The 15,622-nt window shown below is 67.5% G+C and carries 18 protein-coding genes; 15 read left to right on the forward strand and 3 right to left on the reverse strand.

Going from position 1 to position 15,622, the window contains the following annotated elements:
- Positions 1-12 precede the first annotated feature (12 nt).
- The 5 genes from DTA22_RS35660 (at position 13) to DTA22_RS35680 (ending at position 4,653) form a co-directional block, all read left to right on the forward strand.
- On the forward strand, positions 13-708 hold the full coding sequence (locus tag DTA22_RS35660; protein WP_037230932.1) for a TetR/AcrR family transcriptional regulator: 696 nt from the start codon (positions 13-15) through the stop codon (positions 706-708).
- 123 nt (positions 709-831) lie between these two features.
- Positions 832-1,641 (forward strand): SDR family oxidoreductase, encoded by an 810-nt coding sequence (locus tag DTA22_RS35665; protein WP_037230930.1) that lies wholly within the window; start codon positions 832-834, stop codon positions 1,639-1,641.
- 22 nt (positions 1,642-1,663) lie between these two features.
- Positions 1,664-2,905, forward strand: coding sequence for an acyl-CoA dehydrogenase family protein (locus DTA22_RS35670; RefSeq protein ID WP_112302529.1), 1,242 nt, complete (start codon positions 1,664-1,666; stop codon positions 2,903-2,905).
- Positions 2,902-3,660, forward strand: coding sequence for a 3-oxoacyl-ACP reductase FabG (gene fabG, locus DTA22_RS35675; RefSeq protein WP_037230925.1), 759 nt, complete (start codon positions 2,902-2,904; stop codon positions 3,658-3,660). The genes DTA22_RS35670 and fabG overlap by 4 nt, the downstream gene beginning before the upstream one ends.
- 3 nt (positions 3,661-3,663) lie before the next feature.
- Positions 3,664-4,653: an NADPH:quinone oxidoreductase family protein gene (locus tag DTA22_RS35680; RefSeq protein ID WP_112302530.1), complete on the forward strand. Its 990-nt coding sequence runs from the start codon at positions 3,664-3,666 to the stop codon at positions 4,651-4,653.
- Here the strand turns inward: DTA22_RS35680 and DTA22_RS35685 are convergent.
- Positions 4,650-5,108, reverse strand: coding sequence for an SRPBCC family protein (locus DTA22_RS35685; RefSeq protein WP_009475006.1), 459 nt, complete (start codon positions 5,106-5,108; stop codon positions 4,650-4,652). The genes DTA22_RS35680 and DTA22_RS35685 overlap by 4 nt on opposite strands.
- A gap of 119 nt (positions 5,109-5,227) precedes the next feature.
- On the opposite strand from DTA22_RS35685, the gene DTA22_RS35690 reads away from it, so the two are divergent.
- The 4 genes from DTA22_RS35690 (at position 5,228) to DTA22_RS35705 (ending at position 8,915) form a co-directional block, all read left to right on the forward strand.
- Entirely contained in the window at positions 5,228-5,848 is a 621-nt protein-coding gene (locus DTA22_RS35690; protein WP_112302531.1) for a TetR/AcrR family transcriptional regulator, read from the forward strand.
- A 99-nt stretch (positions 5,849-5,947) separates the two neighbouring features.
- Positions 5,948-7,159, forward strand: a complete 1,212-nt coding sequence (locus tag DTA22_RS35695) for an acyl-CoA dehydrogenase family protein (RefSeq protein ID WP_037230915.1) — start codon at positions 5,948-5,950, stop codon at positions 7,157-7,159.
- Positions 7,156-8,181 (forward strand): phosphotransferase family protein, encoded by a 1,026-nt coding sequence (locus DTA22_RS35700; RefSeq protein ID WP_112302532.1) that lies wholly within the window; start codon positions 7,156-7,158, stop codon positions 8,179-8,181. Before DTA22_RS35695 ends, DTA22_RS35700 begins: the two co-directional genes overlap by 4 nt.
- Positions 8,178-8,915 carry an SDR family NAD(P)-dependent oxidoreductase gene (locus DTA22_RS35705; RefSeq protein WP_112302533.1) on the forward strand — a complete coding sequence of 246 codons (738 nt, stop codon included), beginning with the start codon at positions 8,178-8,180 and terminating at the stop codon, positions 8,913-8,915. Before DTA22_RS35700 ends, DTA22_RS35705 begins: the two co-directional genes overlap by 4 nt.
- Here the strand turns inward: DTA22_RS35705 and DTA22_RS35710 are convergent.
- Positions 8,912-9,463 (reverse strand): ribulose-1,5-bisphosphate carboxylase/oxygenase large subunit, encoded by a 552-nt coding sequence (locus DTA22_RS35710; protein WP_112302534.1) that lies wholly within the window; start codon positions 9,461-9,463, stop codon positions 8,912-8,914. The two genes, DTA22_RS35705 and DTA22_RS35710, sit on opposite strands and share 4 nt — an antisense overlap.
- A gap of 94 nt (positions 9,464-9,557) precedes the next feature.
- Here DTA22_RS35710 and DTA22_RS35715 point away from each other — a divergent pair, with 94 nt between their 5' ends.
- From DTA22_RS35715 to DTA22_RS35740, 6 genes are read left to right on the forward strand one after another with little or no spacing between them, the layout of a single operon-like run.
- Positions 9,558-10,064: a methylated-DNA--[protein]-cysteine S-methyltransferase gene (locus DTA22_RS35715; protein WP_112302535.1), complete on the forward strand. Its 507-nt coding sequence runs from the start codon at positions 9,558-9,560 to the stop codon at positions 10,062-10,064.
- Positions 10,061-10,552: an RNA polymerase sigma factor gene (locus DTA22_RS35720; RefSeq protein WP_112302536.1), complete on the forward strand. Its 492-nt coding sequence runs from the start codon at positions 10,061-10,063 to the stop codon at positions 10,550-10,552. Before DTA22_RS35715 ends, DTA22_RS35720 begins: the two co-directional genes overlap by 4 nt.
- Positions 10,549-11,151 carry a methylated-DNA--[protein]-cysteine S-methyltransferase gene (locus DTA22_RS35725; RefSeq protein WP_112302537.1) on the forward strand — a complete coding sequence of 201 codons (603 nt, stop codon included), beginning with the start codon at positions 10,549-10,551 and terminating at the stop codon, positions 11,149-11,151. Before DTA22_RS35720 ends, DTA22_RS35725 begins: the two co-directional genes overlap by 4 nt.
- Positions 11,148-11,858 (forward strand): 2OG-Fe(II) oxygenase, encoded by a 711-nt coding sequence (locus tag DTA22_RS35730; protein ID WP_037230892.1) that lies wholly within the window; start codon positions 11,148-11,150, stop codon positions 11,856-11,858. Before DTA22_RS35725 ends, DTA22_RS35730 begins: the two co-directional genes overlap by 4 nt.
- Positions 11,859-11,863: 5 nt before the next feature.
- Entirely contained in the window at positions 11,864-12,520 is a 657-nt protein-coding gene (locus tag DTA22_RS35735; RefSeq protein WP_112302565.1) for an alpha-ketoglutarate-dependent dioxygenase AlkB family protein, read from the forward strand.
- Positions 12,517-13,368 carry a DNA-3-methyladenine glycosylase family protein gene (locus DTA22_RS35740; protein WP_112302538.1) on the forward strand — a complete coding sequence of 284 codons (852 nt, stop codon included), beginning with the start codon at positions 12,517-12,519 and terminating at the stop codon, positions 13,366-13,368. The genes DTA22_RS35735 and DTA22_RS35740 overlap by 4 nt, the downstream gene beginning before the upstream one ends.
- Here DTA22_RS35740 and DTA22_RS35745 read toward each other — a convergent pair.
- A complete protein-coding gene (locus DTA22_RS35745) occupies positions 13,365-15,587 on the reverse strand; it encodes an MMPL family transporter (RefSeq protein ID WP_112302539.1) in 2,223 nt (740 codons plus the stop codon). The genes DTA22_RS35740 and DTA22_RS35745 overlap by 4 nt on opposite strands.
- Between the last annotated feature and the right edge of the window lie 35 nt (positions 15,588-15,622).

Here is a 15,622-nt window from a genome sequence, read left to right on the forward strand (position 1 = left end):
TATAAGTAGGAAATGACCACGCGCACCGTCCATGAAGAGTGGGACGACCAGCCCGCCCCGTCGATGGCGGCGACCGATCTGTTGCGGGAGCCTCCGGCGACCCCGCGTGGTGCACGCACGCGCGCGGCGTTGGTGGCGGCCGCGCGGACGGTGTTCGAGCGCTCCGGGTACCTCGATGCCCGGCTCACCGACATCACGAAGGAAGCCAACTGCTCGACGGGGTCGTTCTACACGTACTTCGACAACAAGGAGCAGGTGTTCGCCGCCGTGCTCGAGGTGGCGCAGGAAGACATGATGCACCCGGGCATGAAGCGGGTGCAGGACACCGACGACCCGTACGCCGTCCTGGAGGCGAGTAACCGCGCCTACCTGGAGGCCTACCGGCGCAACGCCAAGCTGATGGGGCTGCTCGAGCAGGTCGCGCACATCGACCCGGCGTTCGCGGACCTACGGCGTCAGCGGGCCGACGCGTTCATCGCGCGCAACGCGCGGGGCATCGCGGAGTTGCAGGCGCGGGGCATCGCCGACACGGAACTCGACCCGATGCTGGCGTCGCGGGCGTTGTCGGGGATGGTCAGCAGGCTGGCGTACAACGTGTTCGTGGCCAGCGTGAACGGGACCGACGGCACTCCCGTCGACTTCGACGACGTCGTGTTCACCACGACACGTATCTGGGCGAACGGACTGAGGTTCCCCGAGCGGAGCTGAGCGCCACATGACGGCGTGAGCGTGCGGGACACCCAGGTCGGCGAAACTGAATCCGACACCGGGTTCAGGTGATTTCTGTGGAAGACTGGGGTCACGTCCGTGTCCCCTCGAGGGAGGAATCTCGTGCAGGTTGCGCAGAAGGTTGCCATCGTCACCGGTGGCGGTGGTGGAATCGGCGGTGCACTCGCGGAGCGGCTCGCCGCAGAGGGTGCCAGGGTCGTCGTCACCGATCTCGACGGCACCGCGCTGGAATCGATCGTCCGAAGAATCGACGCAGAGCACCCCGGCGCTGCGCTTGCGGTGCAAGCCGACGCGTCCGACGATGCACAGATCGCCTCGGTCATCGACGCCGCGGAGAATGCCTTCGGCCCCGTCGACCTCTACTTCGCCAATGCGGGCGTCGCAGCAGGGGATGACCTCGAGCCCGACGACGCCGTGTGGGACCTCGCCCTCGACGTGAACGTCCGTGCGCACATCCGGGCCGCACGCCGCCTGGTCCCCGGCTGGATCGAGCGCGGCGAGGGGTACTTCGTCAGCACGGCCTCGGCCGCCGGGCTGCTCACTCAGATCGGTTCCGCCCCCTACTCGGTGACCAAGCATGCCGCCGTCGGATTCGCCGAATGGCTGTCCGTCACGTACGGCGACAAGGGCGTCCGCGTCAGCTGCCTGTGCCCCATGGGCGTCAACACCAAGCTGCTCACCGACGACGCGGCCCTGTCGGCCACCGCCGCGCGCGCCGTCACCACCGCGGGTTCGGTGCTCGAACCGTCCGAGGTGGCCGAATGCGTGCTCGCCGCAATGGAAGCCGAACAGTTCCTGATCCTTCCGCACCCCGAAGTGCTGGAGATGTACCGGCACAAGGGCGCCGACTACGACCGATGGATCCGGGGAATGCGCCGCTACCAGGCCACGCTCCTCGCCCAGCCGTCCTGACCCGACCGCACGAGGAGTCCGAATGTCGCTGTTCGACCTATCCGATCGCGCCCGGCAATACCAATCCGATCTGCTGGAGTTCATGGATTCGCATGTGTATCCGGCGGAGGCGGTGTACGAGGAGCAGATGCGGGAGTCGGGTGATCCGCATTTCCAGCCGCCGGTGTTGGAGGAGTTGAAGGCGGAGGCGCGGCGTCGGGGGTTGTGGAATTTGTTCCATCCGCATCCGGGGACGGGTGCGGGGTTGACGAATCTCGAGTATGCGCCGTTGGCGGAGATCATGGGGCGCAGTCATATTGCGTCGGAGGCGTGTAATTGCAATGCGCCGGATACGGGCAACATGGAGGTGCTCGAGTTGTTCGGTACGGCCGAGCACAAGGAGAAGTATCTGAGGCCGTTGCTGGAGGGGACGATGGCGTCGGCGTTCGCGATGACGGAGCCGGCGGTGGCGAGTTCGGATGCGACGAATGTGGAGTTGTCGATGGTGCGGGACGGTGAGGAGTATGTGCTCAACGGCCGGAAGTGGTTCGCGTCGAATGCGTTGCATCGTAATTGCAAGGTGTTGATCGTGATGGGGAAGACGGATCCGTCGGCGGCGCCGCATCGGCAGCAGTCGATGATGGTGGTGCCGATCGATGCGCCGGGGGTGACGGTGATGCGGGGGTTGCCGGTGTTCGGGTATCAGGATCGTGAGGGGCATGCGGAGATCGATTTCGCGGATGTGCGGGTGCCGGTGGCGGATGTGCTGAAGGGTGAGGGGGAGGGTTTCGCGATTTCGCAGGCGCGGTTGGGTCCGGGGCGGATTCACCATTGCATGCGGGCGATCGGGATGGCGGAGCGGGCGTTGGAGTTGATGTGTCGTCGGGCGTCGTCGCGGGTGACGTTCGGCAAGCCGGTCAGTGAGAATGCGAATGTTCAGGATTGGATTGCGGAGGCGCGGATCGAGATCGAGATGATCCGGTTGTTGACGCTGAAGGCGGCGTATCTGATGGATAGGGTGGGCAACAAGGAGGCGCGGACGGAGATCGCGGCGATCAAGGTGGCGGCTCCGAATATTGCGTTGAAGATTGTGGATCGGGCGATTCAGGTGCACGGTGGGGCCGGTGTCACCGACGACTTCCCCCTCGCCATGATGTATGCCCATCTGAGGACTTTGCGTCTCGCGGACGGACCGGACGAGGTCCACAAAATGTCCATCGCGAGAAGAGAACTGCGCAAATACCGTACGAAGACCGAGAACAACCAGCATGGAGGAAACAAGTGAGTCAGGAACGTAGAACCGCCATCGTCACCGGATCGGCCCGCGGGATCGGTGCCGCCGTCGCGAAGCGACTGGCCGACGACGGCTACGCGGTCGCCGTCCTCGACCTCGACGAGGCCGCATGTGCCGGGACCGTCGACGCGATCAAGTCCGCCGGTGGCGAAGCGCTGGCCGTGGGCGCGAACGTCGCCGACGAGGCGTCGGTCGCTGCCGCAGTCGAGCGGGTGGCGAATGAACTGGGCGCCCCGACCATTCTGATCAACAATGCCGGGATCACCCGCGACAACCTGCTGTTCAAGATGACCGTCGACGACTGGGACGCGGTCATGAACGTGCACCTGCGCGGTGCGTTCCTGATGTCGCGGGCCGTGCAGAAGCACATGGTGGACGCGAAGTTCGGCCGCATCGTCAACCTGTCCAGCACCTCGGCGCTCGGCAACCGCGGGCAGGTCAACTACTCGGCCGCCAAGGCCGGTATGCAGGGCTTCACCAAGACACTGGCGTTCGAGCTCGGCAAGTTCGGTGTCACGGCGAACGCGATCGCGCCCGGCTTCATCGAGACCGAGATGACCGCCGCCACCGCCGAGCGGGTGGGTGTCGGCTTCGAGGACTTCAAGAAGGCGGCGGCGTCGCAGATCCCGGTGAACCGCGTCGGGCAGCCCGAGGACATCGCACACACCGCATCGTTCTTCGTCAGCGAGGGCGCCGGATTCGTGTCGGGTCAGGTCGTCTACGTCGCCGGTGGACCGAAGGACTGATCGATGAAGGCGTGGCGTGTACACGAATTGGGGCAGCCGAGGGACGTTCTGACGTTCGAGGACGTCCCCGACCTCGAACCGAAGCCCGGGGAGTTGCTGGTCAAGGTTCTCTCGGCGGCCGCCAACTTCCCGGATGTGCTGTTGTGCCGCGGTGAGTACCAGATCAAGCCGCCGCTTCCGTTCACTCCCGGTGTGGAGCTGTGCGGCGAGGTGGTGGGGCTCGGCGACGGTGTCACCGAGTTCTCCGTCGGCGACCGGGTGATCGGCATGCCGAGCCTGCCGAACGGCGGGTTCGCCGAGTTGGCCGTCATGTCCTCGGCCACCGCATTTCCCGCCCCGGAGGCGCTCGACGACGCCGAGGCGTCGGCGCTGTCGATCGGGTACCAGACGGGATGGTTTGCGCTGCACCGCAGAACGCAGATCCAGCCCGGCGAAACGCTGCTCGTGCATGCTGCGGCAGGCGGTGTCGGCAGCGCGGCCGTGCAGCTGGGTAAGGCGGCAGGCGCCACGGTGATCGGCGTCGTCGGCGGGCCCGAGAAGGCGGCCTACACGCGGGAACTCGGGGCCGACCTCGTGATCGACCGGCACAGCGAGGACTTCGTCCAGGCCGTGAAGGACTTCACGGACGGTCGCGGTGCCGACGTCGTGTTCGATCCGGTGGGCGGCGACTCCTACACGAAGTCGACGAAGTGCATCGCATTCGAGGGTCGCATCATCGTGATCGGATTCGCGAGTGGCACCATCCCGTCACCGGGGCTGAACCATGCGCTGATCAAGAACTACTCGATCATCGGGCTGCACTGGGGGCTGTACAACGCCTACAACCCCGCTGCGATCCGGGAGTGCCACGACGAGCTGACGAGGATGGCCGCCGCCGGCGAGATCAAGCCGATGATCAGCGAGCGGCTCGGGCTCACCGACGTCGCGGACGGCATTGCGCGACTCGGCGAGGGAACGACGGTCGGACGGCTGGCTTTCCTGCCCGGCCGCTAGCGGTTGCGCTTCGCGTACAGCTCCTCGAGGTTGTGCCGCAAGGTCGCCTCGGTGTTCTTCACGGCCGTTTCGACGAACGGTTCGACGATGAGACCGAGGGCCTTGCCGGCGAGACCGCCGGGGAGTTTGTACGCGAAGTCGACGCTGATCTCGGTCTTGTCCTCACCGTGAGCGGTGAACTCCCAGGTGGAGGAGTTGGCGGCGCCGTCGAGCGACGCCAAGGTGATGACCCGGTCCTGCTCCCACTCGGTGACCTCGAGCCGCGACCGCAGGGTGCTGGGGCCGATGTGGATCGCGGCGTCGAAGGTCGACTCCATCCCCTGGTCGAATTCCCCGATCGGACGGAACTCCGAGACTCCGAACATCCAGTCGGGGACCGTCCGGTAGTCGTCGATGTACGCGAACGCCACGTGGATAGGCACGGCTGCGATCGCGGAGTGACGGACGTGGATCATCAGGTGGTCCCTGGCTCTCTGTCGGAGAAGGCTGTCGATCTGGGCGACCTCGTTCGACTCTAGTCAACTCCCGCGACCACAGCAGGGGAGCGGCGGGTACCTGTTCTACCGTAGGACCCATGACGGTAGAGGGCACCCAGCGTGGCAGTTCCTGGCGTGAGTACACCGACCAGGGGTTGTCCAAGGTTCTGGCCGCGGCGCTGGCGGCGTTCGTCGAGAAGGGATACGACGGCGCGTCGATCCGTGAGATCGCATCGCGCGCCGGGCTCTCGGTCCCCGGTCTCTATCACCATTACCCCTCCAAGCAGGCGCTGCTGGTGGGGCTGACGAACGCGGTGATGCGTGAACTCCTCGATCGCAGCCACGCGGCTGTGGCCGAGGCGGGCCCGACACCGGGGGAGCGATTCGACGCGGTCATCGAGTCGCTGCTGCGGTTCCACATGTACCGGCGCGAGCAGGCCTTCGTCGCGTCCCGTGAGACGCGGAGCATGGAATCGGAGAGCCGGAAGGCGTACATCGCGCTGCGCGACGAGCAGCAGGAGATGCTGGACGACATCGTCCGTGAGGGAGTCGCCGCCGGGCTGTTCCGTACGCCGTTCCCGGAGGACGCGAGCCGTGCCGTCGTCACGATGTGTGTCGCGGTGTCCACCTGGTACCGGGAGGACGGTCCGCTGTCGCCCGACGAACTGGTCGAGCGGTACCTGGCGATCGCGAGGAGCACGGTCGGCGCGTCCGACTGAGTCTTGACCGGCTTCCGAAGGTGTGGAATTGTCGGGGACGACTTCGACCGAGCGAGTGATCGGTCGGTACTGGAGTCGCCGTACTGACTGGAGGAAGTTGTGGCGATCGATCTGTCCTACGCACCCGAGGTGACCGCGCTCGTCGAGAAGACCGAGGCGTTCACCCGCGAAGTCGTGCTGCCCATCGAGGACGAGCACGGCGGCGACATCACAGCGGCCGGTGGCGACACCCTGCGCGTGGAGCTGCAGAAGGCGGCCAAGGACGCCGGTGTCTTCGCCCCCCACGCACCCGTCGAGTACGGCGGACACGGTCTGAACATGACCGATCGCGCGCCCGTCTTCGAGGCTGCGGGCTATTCGCTGTTCGGTCCGACGGCCCTGAACATCGGGGCACCCGACGAAGGCAACGTCCACATGCTCGCGCACATCGCCAGCCCCGAGCAGAAGGAGCGGTTCCTCGCCCCGCTGGCGCATGGCGACATGCGGTCGGCGTTCGCCATGACCGAGCCGTCGCCCGGGGCGGGCTCCGACCCCTCGGCGCTGACCACGCGCGCCGAGAAGGTGCCGGGCGGGTGGAAGATCAACGGCCACAAGTACTTCATCACCGGCGCCGACGGCGCGGGGTTCTTCATCATCTTCGCCCGCACGTCCGGCGTGCCCGGCGACCGCGGCGGCGCCACGATGTTCCTCACGCCGGCCGACGCCGAGGGGCTGACGGTGGGTCGTCACATCGACACCCTCGACAGGGCAATGATCGGTGGGCACTGCGAGGTGTTCTTCGAGGATCTGTTCGTCCCCGACAGCGGGGTTCTCGGCGAGGTGGACCAGGGATTCGCCTACGCCCAGGTCCGGCTCGGGCCCGCGCGGATGACGCACGTCATGCGCTGGCTCGGCGCGGCGCGCCGCGGCCACGACGTCGCGGTGGCACACGTCGCGCAACGTGACGGTTTCGGAGGCAAGCTGGGCGATCTCGGCATGGTCCAGAAGATGGTCGCGGACAACGAGATCGACATCGCGGCAACCCGGGCACTGTTGACGCGGGCGTGCTGGGAACTCGATCAGGGCGGCCACGCGAGCAACTCCACGTCCATCGCGAAGACCTACGCGTCCGAGGCCATCTTCCGCATCGTCGACCGCTCCATCCAGATGTGCGGCGGTCTCGGCGTGTCCGGCGACCTGCCCCTCGCCCGGCTGTCCCGCGAGGTGCGACCGTTCCGCGTCTACGACGGACCGTCCGAGGTGCACCGCTGGGCCATCGCCAAGCGTGTCGTGGGTGCCGCGAAGAAGGCCGCACGGGAGGCAGGCGCATGAGCGAACATCGGGGGCTCGACCTCGTTGCGCTGCGGAAGTTCCTGTCCGAGTCGGACGTTCCTCTCGACGGTGAGTTGCGGGCCGACCTGATCTCAGGCGGCAAGTCCAACCTCACCTACGCCATCTTCGACGACTCCTCGCGGTGGGTGCTGCGAAGGCCGCCCACCGCGGGGCTCACACCCTCGGCGCACGACGTGGCCCGCGAGTTCCGCATCACGTCGGCGCTGCAGGGCACCGACGTCCCGGTGGCCGCCACCGTCGCGCTGTGCGAGGACGACAGTGTGATGGGCGCGCCGTTCACCGTGGTGGAACACGTGACGGGCCAGGTGATCCGGACCAAGTCGGATCTCGAGGCGCTGTCCGGCGACGACATCGACTCGTGCACCGACGAACTGGTCCGTGTGCTCGGCGCTTTGCACAACGTCGACTACGACGCCGTCGGACTGGGCGCGCTCGGCCGCCCGGACGGCTACGTGGCCCGGCAGGTCACGTTGTGGGCGAGTCAGTGGGGGCGGGTGAAGACGACGGACTCCGCGGACGTCGACCGACTGCATGCCGCGCTGGTCGAATCGATTCCGCAGCAGTCGGAGTCGTCGATCGTGCACGGTGACTACCGCATCGACAACACCATCCTCGCGGCCGGCGACGTGAGCACCGTTGCGGCGGTCGTCGACTGGGAACTCTCGACCCTCGGCGACCCGCTCACCGACGTCGCCCTGATGTGCGTCTACCGGCATCCGGCTCTCGACCTGGTGCTCGGCGAACCGGCGGCCTGGACGAGCCCTCGACTGCCGTCTGCCGACGATCTCGCGCAGCGCTACACCGTGGCATCGGGGCGCGAACTGGTCCACTGGAACTTCTACCTGGCGCTCGCGAACTTCAAACTCGCCGTCATCGCCGAGGGCATCAACCACCGCTACCGGGTCGGCGCCACCGTCGGTGAGGGTTTCGACAAGGCGGGCGACGCGGTGCCCGAATTCATCGCGGCCGGCCTGCGCGCCTTGAAAGGACAGACCGTATGAGCCGCACCGCGCTGATCACCGGCGCCTCGCGTGGCATCGGACTGGGCATTGCCACCCGCCTCGCCGAGCAGGGGTACGGGCTGACGATCACCGCCCGCGATCGCGAGCGGCTCGAGTCGGTGGCCGCCGAACTGCGGACCGCGGGAGCGAAGGACGTCGTCGTGGTCGCAGGTGACCTCGCCGACGAGGAGTCGGCGGGACGCGTCGTCGAGGCGCACGCCGACGCCTTCGGCTCACTGAACGCACTGGTCCTCAATGCCGGGGTGGGAACCGCAGGCGCCATCGGCGAGTTTCCCATGCACCGATTCGACAAGAGCCTCGAAGTCAACCTGCGGGCGCCGTTCAGCCTGCTGCAGCAGTCGCTGCCGCTGCTCCGGACCGGTGCGGCGGAGAACCCGGGACGGGGGTCCAAGGTCGTGGCCCTGGCGTCGATCACCGGCGTGTACGCCGAAGCGGGGCTCGCCGTCTACGGGGCGACCAAGGCCGCGCTGATCTCCCTGACCGAGACGTTGAACGTGGAGGAGTCGGGCAACGGCGTCTCCGCGACCGCGCTCGCCCCGGCGTACGTCGACACCGACATGTCCGCATGGATCCACGACACGATCCCGCCCGAGGCGATGATCGAGGTCAACGACATCGTCGAACTCGTCGACGCCCTGCTGCGGCTGTCGTCGCGTGCGGTGGTCCCGAAGATCGTCGTCGGACGCGCCGGAACAGACGGCTACCGCGCCTAGTCCTCGTCCTCCTGCGCCTCGCCCCGCTTGCGGAAGAACTTGAAACCGGGCACGCCCTGGATCGCCTGACGCACGCCCTGAACCTCCTCGAGGAGCTGGTGGATCTCCGGCGACACTGTGTCCAGGGTCGCCAGGATCGGCATCAGCCCCTCCATGCGCAGGGTCAGCTCGGGCAGGTGGTTCACCAATCCGATCGCGGCGTGAATCTCCTCCTCGGTGAGATCGTCGACGAACCGCTGGGCCAGTGGGGCGGCCTTCGTCGCCAGCGGCTCGTACAGACCGATCAGGGTCTGCGCCGACGCGGACGTGTGCCCGGCGGTGGAGACCACGGTGGCTGCCGCCTCCGCAACCGCGTTCGCCTTCGCCACCGCGATCTCGGCGCCGTCGCTGATCGCCTCGATGCGGGAAATCAGCACCTCGACCTGGTCCAGAAGGACGCCGATCCGGCCGGGAAGGGAGACGACGAGTTCAGCGGTGTCCGCCGACCACCGGGCGATCCCGGTGAGGGTATGCACCAGGTCGCGGGTGCCGAGTTGTACGAGAGCCATCGGCCCATCCTGCCTGATGCATTTCGCACCTCACGTTTCGGTCGTGGCAGACGTCTACCTTTCAGAGACCCGCACACCTGGAAGGATTGGCACCGTGAATGCCGACCGCGCAGCACACACAGTCATCGATTCACCGATCGGCCCCCTGACGCTGGTGAGCGTCGACGGGGTGCTGAGCGGCATCTACATGGTCGAACACCGGCATCAGCCCAATCCCGCGACGTTCGGGGAGCGTGACACCGCAGGATTCGACGAGGCCACCACCCAGCTCACCGAATACTTCGACGGCCGGCGCACCGACTTCAGTGTCCCGCTCGCCGCGCGAGGCACCCCGTTCCAGCAACGGGTGTGGGACGCCCTGCGCACCATCCCGTACGGCGAGACGTGGACGTACGGTCAGCTGGCCGACTCCCTCGGCACCCCGACCGCGGTTCGCGCGGTGGCGGCGGCGAACGGCAGGAATCCGATCAGCATCATCGTTCCGTGCCACCGCGTCATCGGGAGCAACGGCAGCCTGACGGGGTACGCGGGCGGGCTCGACCGCAAACGGTTCCTGCTCGAACGCGAAGCGGAACGGGCAGGACTCCGGCTGAGCCGATGACCCTGAAGCCGTTCGAAGACATCGTGGCCGAGCACGGCCCGACAGTGCTGCGAGTCTGCCGGGCCGTGGTCGGTCCGGTGGACGCCGAGGACGCCTGGTCGGAGACGTTCATCGCCGCGATGCGGGCGTACCCCGAGCTGCGTCCGGGGAGCAACGTCGAGGCATGGCTGGTCACGATCGCGCACCGGAAAGCGCTCGACCACATCCGCGCGCGTGACCGGCGGCCCGTCCCCACCGACGAGCTTCCCGAGCAGACCACCGACCGCGGACTTCCCGGCGGTCACGACCCCGAGTTGTGGAACGCGGTCGGCGCCCTGCCGATGAAGCAGCGGGCAGCGGTGGCGTATCACTACCTGGCCGGGCTGCCGTACGCCGAGATCGCGGTGATCCTCGGCAATTCCCCGGACGCGTCGCGGCGGGCGGCCGCCGACGGCATTACGGCGCTACGCAAGACCCTCTCGATCTCTGTGAGTGGAGACATCACATGAACATCCCCGACATCGTCTACGCCCTGTCCACGTCGGACTCCGCGGTCGAGCAGAATCTGCGTGAGCGCCTCGCCGCCCTCGCCGCCGAAGCTGGGCTCCTCGACGTCGCGTACCGGACACTCGATACTCCTGTCGGTTCGCTCCTGCTCGCCGCCACCGATCGCGGGCTCGTGCGGGTCGCCTTCCCCAACCAGGATCACGACGCCGTACTGCAGACCCTCGCCGAGCAGATCAGCCCCCGGATCCTGCGTGCACCGGCCCGGCTCGACCGGGTGGCCCACGAGATCGACGAATACTTCCTCGGCGAGCGCACGAGCTTCGACATCCCGCTGGACTTCAGGCTGTCCAAGGGATTTCGGCTCGAGGTTCTTCACCATCTTCCCGAGATCGACTACGGGCACACCGCGAGTTACGCCGCAGTCGCGTCGGCCGCGGGCAGTCCGAAAGCAGTGCGCGCGGTCGGAACGGCCTGCGCCCTCAACCCGCTCCCGGTCGTCGTTCCCTGCCACCGGGTGGTCCGCAGCGACGGCAGCATGGGCCAGTACGCGGGTGGGCCGGAGGCCAAGTCGATACTGCTGACATTGGAGGCAGCGGCATGACTACCGTGACGCAACGCGTGGACGACCTGGATTGGCAGGGTCTCCACGCCGAGACCGATGCCGCGGGATGCGCGCAATCGGAGCAGATCCTGACCGCCGAGGAGTGCGGTCGGATCGCGGACATGTACGAGGAGGTCGAGCGTTTCCGGTCCACCGTCGACATGGCCCGGCACCGTTTCGGCTCGGGACAGTACCGGTACTTCGGCTACCCGCTACCGGAGGTCGTGGCCGAACTGCGTGCCGCCTTCTACCCGAAACTGCTTCCCGTGGCTCGGGACTGGGCCGCCAAGCTGAGGCAGCCCTCGCCGTGGCCGGACACATTGGACGAATGGCTGGACATGTGCCACGACGCCGGTCAGAAACGGGCCACACCGATCCTGCTCAGCTACCGCACGAACGACTGGAACGCCCTGCACCGCGACCTCTACGGTGACCTGGTGTTCCCGTTGCAGGTGGTGATCGGCCTCGACCGTCCGGGAGTGGACCACGAGGGCGGCGAGTTCATGCTCGTCGAGCAGCGGCCCCGCGCCCAGTCCCGGGGCACGGTGACGACGCTGCAGCAGGGGCACGCGCTGATCTTCACCACAAGGGACAGGCCCGTGCGCTCGACCCGCGGTTGGTCGACGGGACCGGTACGGCACGGTGTCAGCACCGTCCGGCGGGGCACCCGCCGGACGCTCGGCCTGGTCCTGCACGACGCCGAGTGACTGTGATGTCCGCCCTGATACCCCGCCCCCGAACCGTGGTGGCGCCCGGCGCTGTCCACGTCCCCGACTGGCTCACGCCGGCCGAGCAACGCCACCTGGTGGTCGAATGCCGGCGCTGGGCCACCGCACCGGTCCCGATGCGGGCAGCGCGACTGCCGACGGGTCACAGCATGTCGGTGCAGACGGTGTGCCTCGGCTGGCACTGGAAGCCGTATGCCTACTCGCGTACCGCCGACGACGCGGGCGGCGGCCGTGTCGCGCCGGTGCCCGACTGGCTGGTCGAACTCGGCAGGCGGGCGGTGAGCGCGGCCTACGGGCAGCCCGCCGACGGGTACACACCCGATGCCGCGCTGATCAACTTCTACGACGACACCGCGAAGATGGGCATGCACCAGGACAAGGAGGAGCGGTCCGATGCGCCCGTCGTGTCGTTGAGCATCGGCGACACATGTGTGTTCCGCTTCGGCAACACCACCACCCGCACCAAGCCGTACACCGACGTCGAGTTGCTGTCGGGCGACCTCTTCGTGTTCGGCGGCGAGTCGCGCTTCGCGTATCACGGAGTGCCGAAAGTGTTTCCCGGCACGAGCGATCCGGACTGCGGACTGACGACCGGCCGGCTGAACATCACGCTGCGGGTGACGGGACTCGAGGACACATGAGAGTGCACCTGCCATACCGGGGTCCGTTCACCCATGCGCCGTTGTGGGGCGCGCTCCGCGCCCACACCGTGTCCGGGCTCGAGCGACACGACCCCGACGGAACCCACACCCGGGTGGTGAACGGTCCGCGCGGGCCCGCGCTGGTGTCCGTCGTCGTGCGTCCCGCCGACGGGTACGTCGAGGCGCACCTGACACCGGCGGATCCGGGGGATGTCGAGGCGCTGACCGCCGCGGTCCGGCGCTGGCTCGACCTCGACGCGGATCCACTGCCGATCGATGCCGCATTGAGCCGTCACCCTCAACTGGCACCGCTGGTGGCACTACGGCCGGGTCTGCGGCGCCTGGGGAGCGTAGACGGGTTCGAAACCGCGGTTCTGACCGTTCTCGGACAACAGGTTTCGCTGGCGGCGGCCCGGACGTTCGGCAGCCGACTCGTGCACGCGTACGGCAGGCCGGTGCACGACGGATTCTTCGCGTTCCCCGAACCGGAGACGCTCGCGGCGCTCTCACCCGAACTGTTGCGCTCGACCCTCGGCCTCACCGGCGCCCGGGCAAAGACGGTGCTCGCGCTGGCCGAGGCCGCGTCCGACGGTCTGCGCCTCGGCGCGGACACCGACCCGGCCGAGTTCCGGGCCGGTCTGCTTGCACTCCCCGGCATCGGTCCGTGGACGGCGGACTATCTGACGGTGCGGGTGCTGGCCGACCCGGACGCGTTCACCCCCGACGACCTCGTCCTCAAACGCGCGCTGGGGGTCAGGACCGGCAGGCAGGCAGCGGAACTCGCCGAGTCGTGGCGACCGTGGCGGGCCTACGCGCTGTTCCACCTGTGGACGGCCGAAGCGTATTAGTCCTTGGCCTTCGCCAGCGCCGACGGCCACCAGATCTTCTTGCCGATGTCGTGGGAGAGCGCCGGGACGAGGATGCTGCGCACGATGATCGTGTCGAGCAGCACACCGAACGCGACCGCGAAACCGACCTCGGCGAGGAACACCAGGGGAAGCACGCCCAGCACCGCGAACGTCGCGGCGAGCACGACACCGGCCGACGTGATGACACCGCCGGTCACCGCCAATCCGCGCAGCACACCGGATTTTGTGCCGTGTTCCTCGGTTTCCTCGCGGACCCGGGTCATCAGGAAGATGTTGTAGTCGATGCCGAGCGCCACGAGGAACACGAACGCGAACAGCGGGAACGCCGGATCTGCGTTCGCGAAATGGAAGACGTGGGTGAAGAAGAGTCCGCACACCCCGAGGGTCGCCGCGAACGACAGGACCACGGTGGCGATGAGGATGATGGGCGTGAGCAGTGCGCGGAGCAAGAGGGCCAGCACGACGAAGATGACGACGAGAACGATCGGGATGATCAGGTTCCGGTCGTGCACCGACGCCGTCTGCACATCGAGAGTGGTTGCCGTGCTGCCACCGACGAGCGCGTCGGCACCGGGCACGGCGTGCGCCGCGTCGCGCAGGCGTTTCACCGTTTCGAGGGCTTCCGGGGAATCGTACGAGTCGGCGAGTGTCACGTTGACGACCATCTGCCCGTCGATCGGTGCGGCCGTGAGGAAGTCGGGTGCACACCCCTGCCCGGCCGCCGACGCCACCGCGGCCGGGTTCGACTTGACGAGTGCGGACAGCTTCTCGACGTCGACCTGCGGGCACACGGCGCCGGGGTCCGTCGACACCCCGTCCACACCGCTCACCGCCGCGATGACCGCATCCGTCTGATCGGCATTGGTAACGATGACGGCGGGCGCGCCTGCACCCGGATCGAATTTGGAGTCGTACAACTCCTGACCGACGACGGCGTCGGGTCGGTTGGTGAAGTTCTCCGACGACGACAGCCCGTCCGTCTTCAGACTGCCGATGCCGACGAGGAACAGCACGGCCAGCAGCACTGTCGTACCGATCCAGAGGGGGCGGTCCTTGCTTCCGACCTGGGCGGCGATCCTGCCCCACAGACCGTGCGTGGTGAGGTCCGCGGCCTCGTCCACCTTGGGTTTCCGCGGCCAGAACACCCACCGTCCCGCCGCGGACAGTGCGACGGGCAGGAACGTCATCATCACGAGGTACGTGCACGCGATGCCGATCGCGGCGACCGGCCCGAGGCTCTTGTTGGAGTTCAGTTCGGAGAACGTCAGGCACAGCAGGCCGAGGATGACGGTGACCGCCGACGCGGTGATGGCGGGGGCGGATTCCTTCCACGCCTTGACCATGGCGTCGAACCGGCTGGGGTAGAAGTGCAATTCTTCCCGATATCGGGAGATCAGGAGCAGCGCATAGTCGGTGCCCGCACCGATCACGAGGACGAACAGGATGCCCTGACTCTGTCCGGTGAGCGTGAGCACCTCCGCCTTGGCGAGGAAGTAGATGACCATCGACGCCAGGCCGAGCGCGAGTAGCGCCGAGAAGAGCGGGAAGAACCACAGCACCGGGGAGCGGTACACCACCAGCAGGATCAGGACGACCACGAGCAGAGCGGCGCCCAGCAGTGCACCGTCGAGCCCGGCGAACGCGTCGATGAACGCCACCAGAAGCCCACCGGGACCGGCCGGAAGCACCTCGAGCCCGGCCGCCGCGTCCTTCGCTGCGGTGAGGACGTTCTCCTCGGTGACGGCGAGCACGTCGCCGGCAACCGCGGTGCCGTCCTCCTTTGCGACGAGGGGAACGAAGACCGACGCCGTGGTGCCGTCCTCGGAGAACTGTGGCTGGGACATCCCTTCGGCGTCGACGCCGTCTACCGCCGCGATGGCCTCACGGGCCTGGGCGACGGCAGCCTTGTCCTGCTCGGTGAGCGGAGCGTCGCTGTGGAACAGCACGAAACCGGGGATGGTTTCGACCGTGAGGAACTTGGACGATTCGTTGGTGACGATCGTTGATTCCGCGGAACTCGACAGGTAGGCGGCGTTGTCGTTCTTCTGGACCTCGGTGAGCTTTCCCTGGAACGAACCCCCGAATCCGCCCGCGAAGAAAGCGATGATCGCAATGGCCACGATGGTGAACGCAGGCCAGCGGAATCTGCGCGGCGTCTCGCCGCTGGTGCTCGAGTCCGTCGAATCCAGCTTCGTCATGGGTTCTCCTTCGCCGCCCCCGCCAGCAGTGCGTC

This window comes from Rhodococcus wratislaviensis, assembly GCF_900455735.1.
GTDB lineage: Bacteria > Actinomycetota > Actinomycetes > Mycobacteriales > Mycobacteriaceae > Rhodococcus_F > Rhodococcus_F wratislaviensis.

Bases quoted from the DNA above. Each gene is read 5' to 3' on its own strand.
- DTA22_RS35660 (WP_037230932.1), top strand. From the start codon at position 13: ATGACCACGCGCACCGTCCATGAAGAGTGGGACGACCAGCCCGCCCCG.
- DTA22_RS35670 (WP_112302529.1), top strand. From the start codon at position 1,664: ATGTCGCTGTTCGACCTATCCGATCGCGCCCGGCAATACCAATCCGAT.
- DTA22_RS35680 (WP_112302530.1), top strand. From the start codon at position 3,664: ATGAAGGCGTGGCGTGTACACGAATTGGGGCAGCCGAGGGACGTTCTG.
- DTA22_RS35685 (WP_009475006.1), bottom strand. From the start codon at position 5,108: ATGATCCACGTCCGTCACTCCGCGATCGCAGCCGTGCCTATCCACGTG.
- DTA22_RS35690 (WP_112302531.1), top strand. From the start codon at position 5,228: ATGACGGTAGAGGGCACCCAGCGTGGCAGTTCCTGGCGTGAGTACACC.
- DTA22_RS35700 (WP_112302532.1), top strand. From the start codon at position 7,156: ATGAGCGAACATCGGGGGCTCGACCTCGTTGCGCTGCGGAAGTTCCTG.
- DTA22_RS35705 (WP_112302533.1), top strand. From the start codon at position 8,178: ATGAGCCGCACCGCGCTGATCACCGGCGCCTCGCGTGGCATCGGACTG.
- DTA22_RS35710 (WP_112302534.1), bottom strand. From the start codon at position 9,463: ATGGCTCTCGTACAACTCGGCACCCGCGACCTGGTGCATACCCTCACC.
- DTA22_RS35720 (WP_112302536.1), top strand. From the start codon at position 10,061: ATGACCCTGAAGCCGTTCGAAGACATCGTGGCCGAGCACGGCCCGACA.
- DTA22_RS35725 (WP_112302537.1), top strand. From the start codon at position 10,549: ATGAACATCCCCGACATCGTCTACGCCCTGTCCACGTCGGACTCCGCG.
- DTA22_RS35730 (WP_037230892.1), top strand. From the start codon at position 11,148: ATGACTACCGTGACGCAACGCGTGGACGACCTGGATTGGCAGGGTCTC.
- DTA22_RS35735 (WP_112302565.1), top strand. From the start codon at position 11,864: ATGTCCGCCCTGATACCCCGCCCCCGAACCGTGGTGGCGCCCGGCGCT.
- DTA22_RS35740 (WP_112302538.1), top strand. From the start codon at position 12,517: ATGAGAGTGCACCTGCCATACCGGGGTCCGTTCACCCATGCGCCGTTG.
- DTA22_RS35745 (WP_112302539.1), bottom strand. From the start codon at position 15,587: ATGACGAAGCTGGATTCGACGGACTCGAGCACCAGCGGCGAGACGCCG.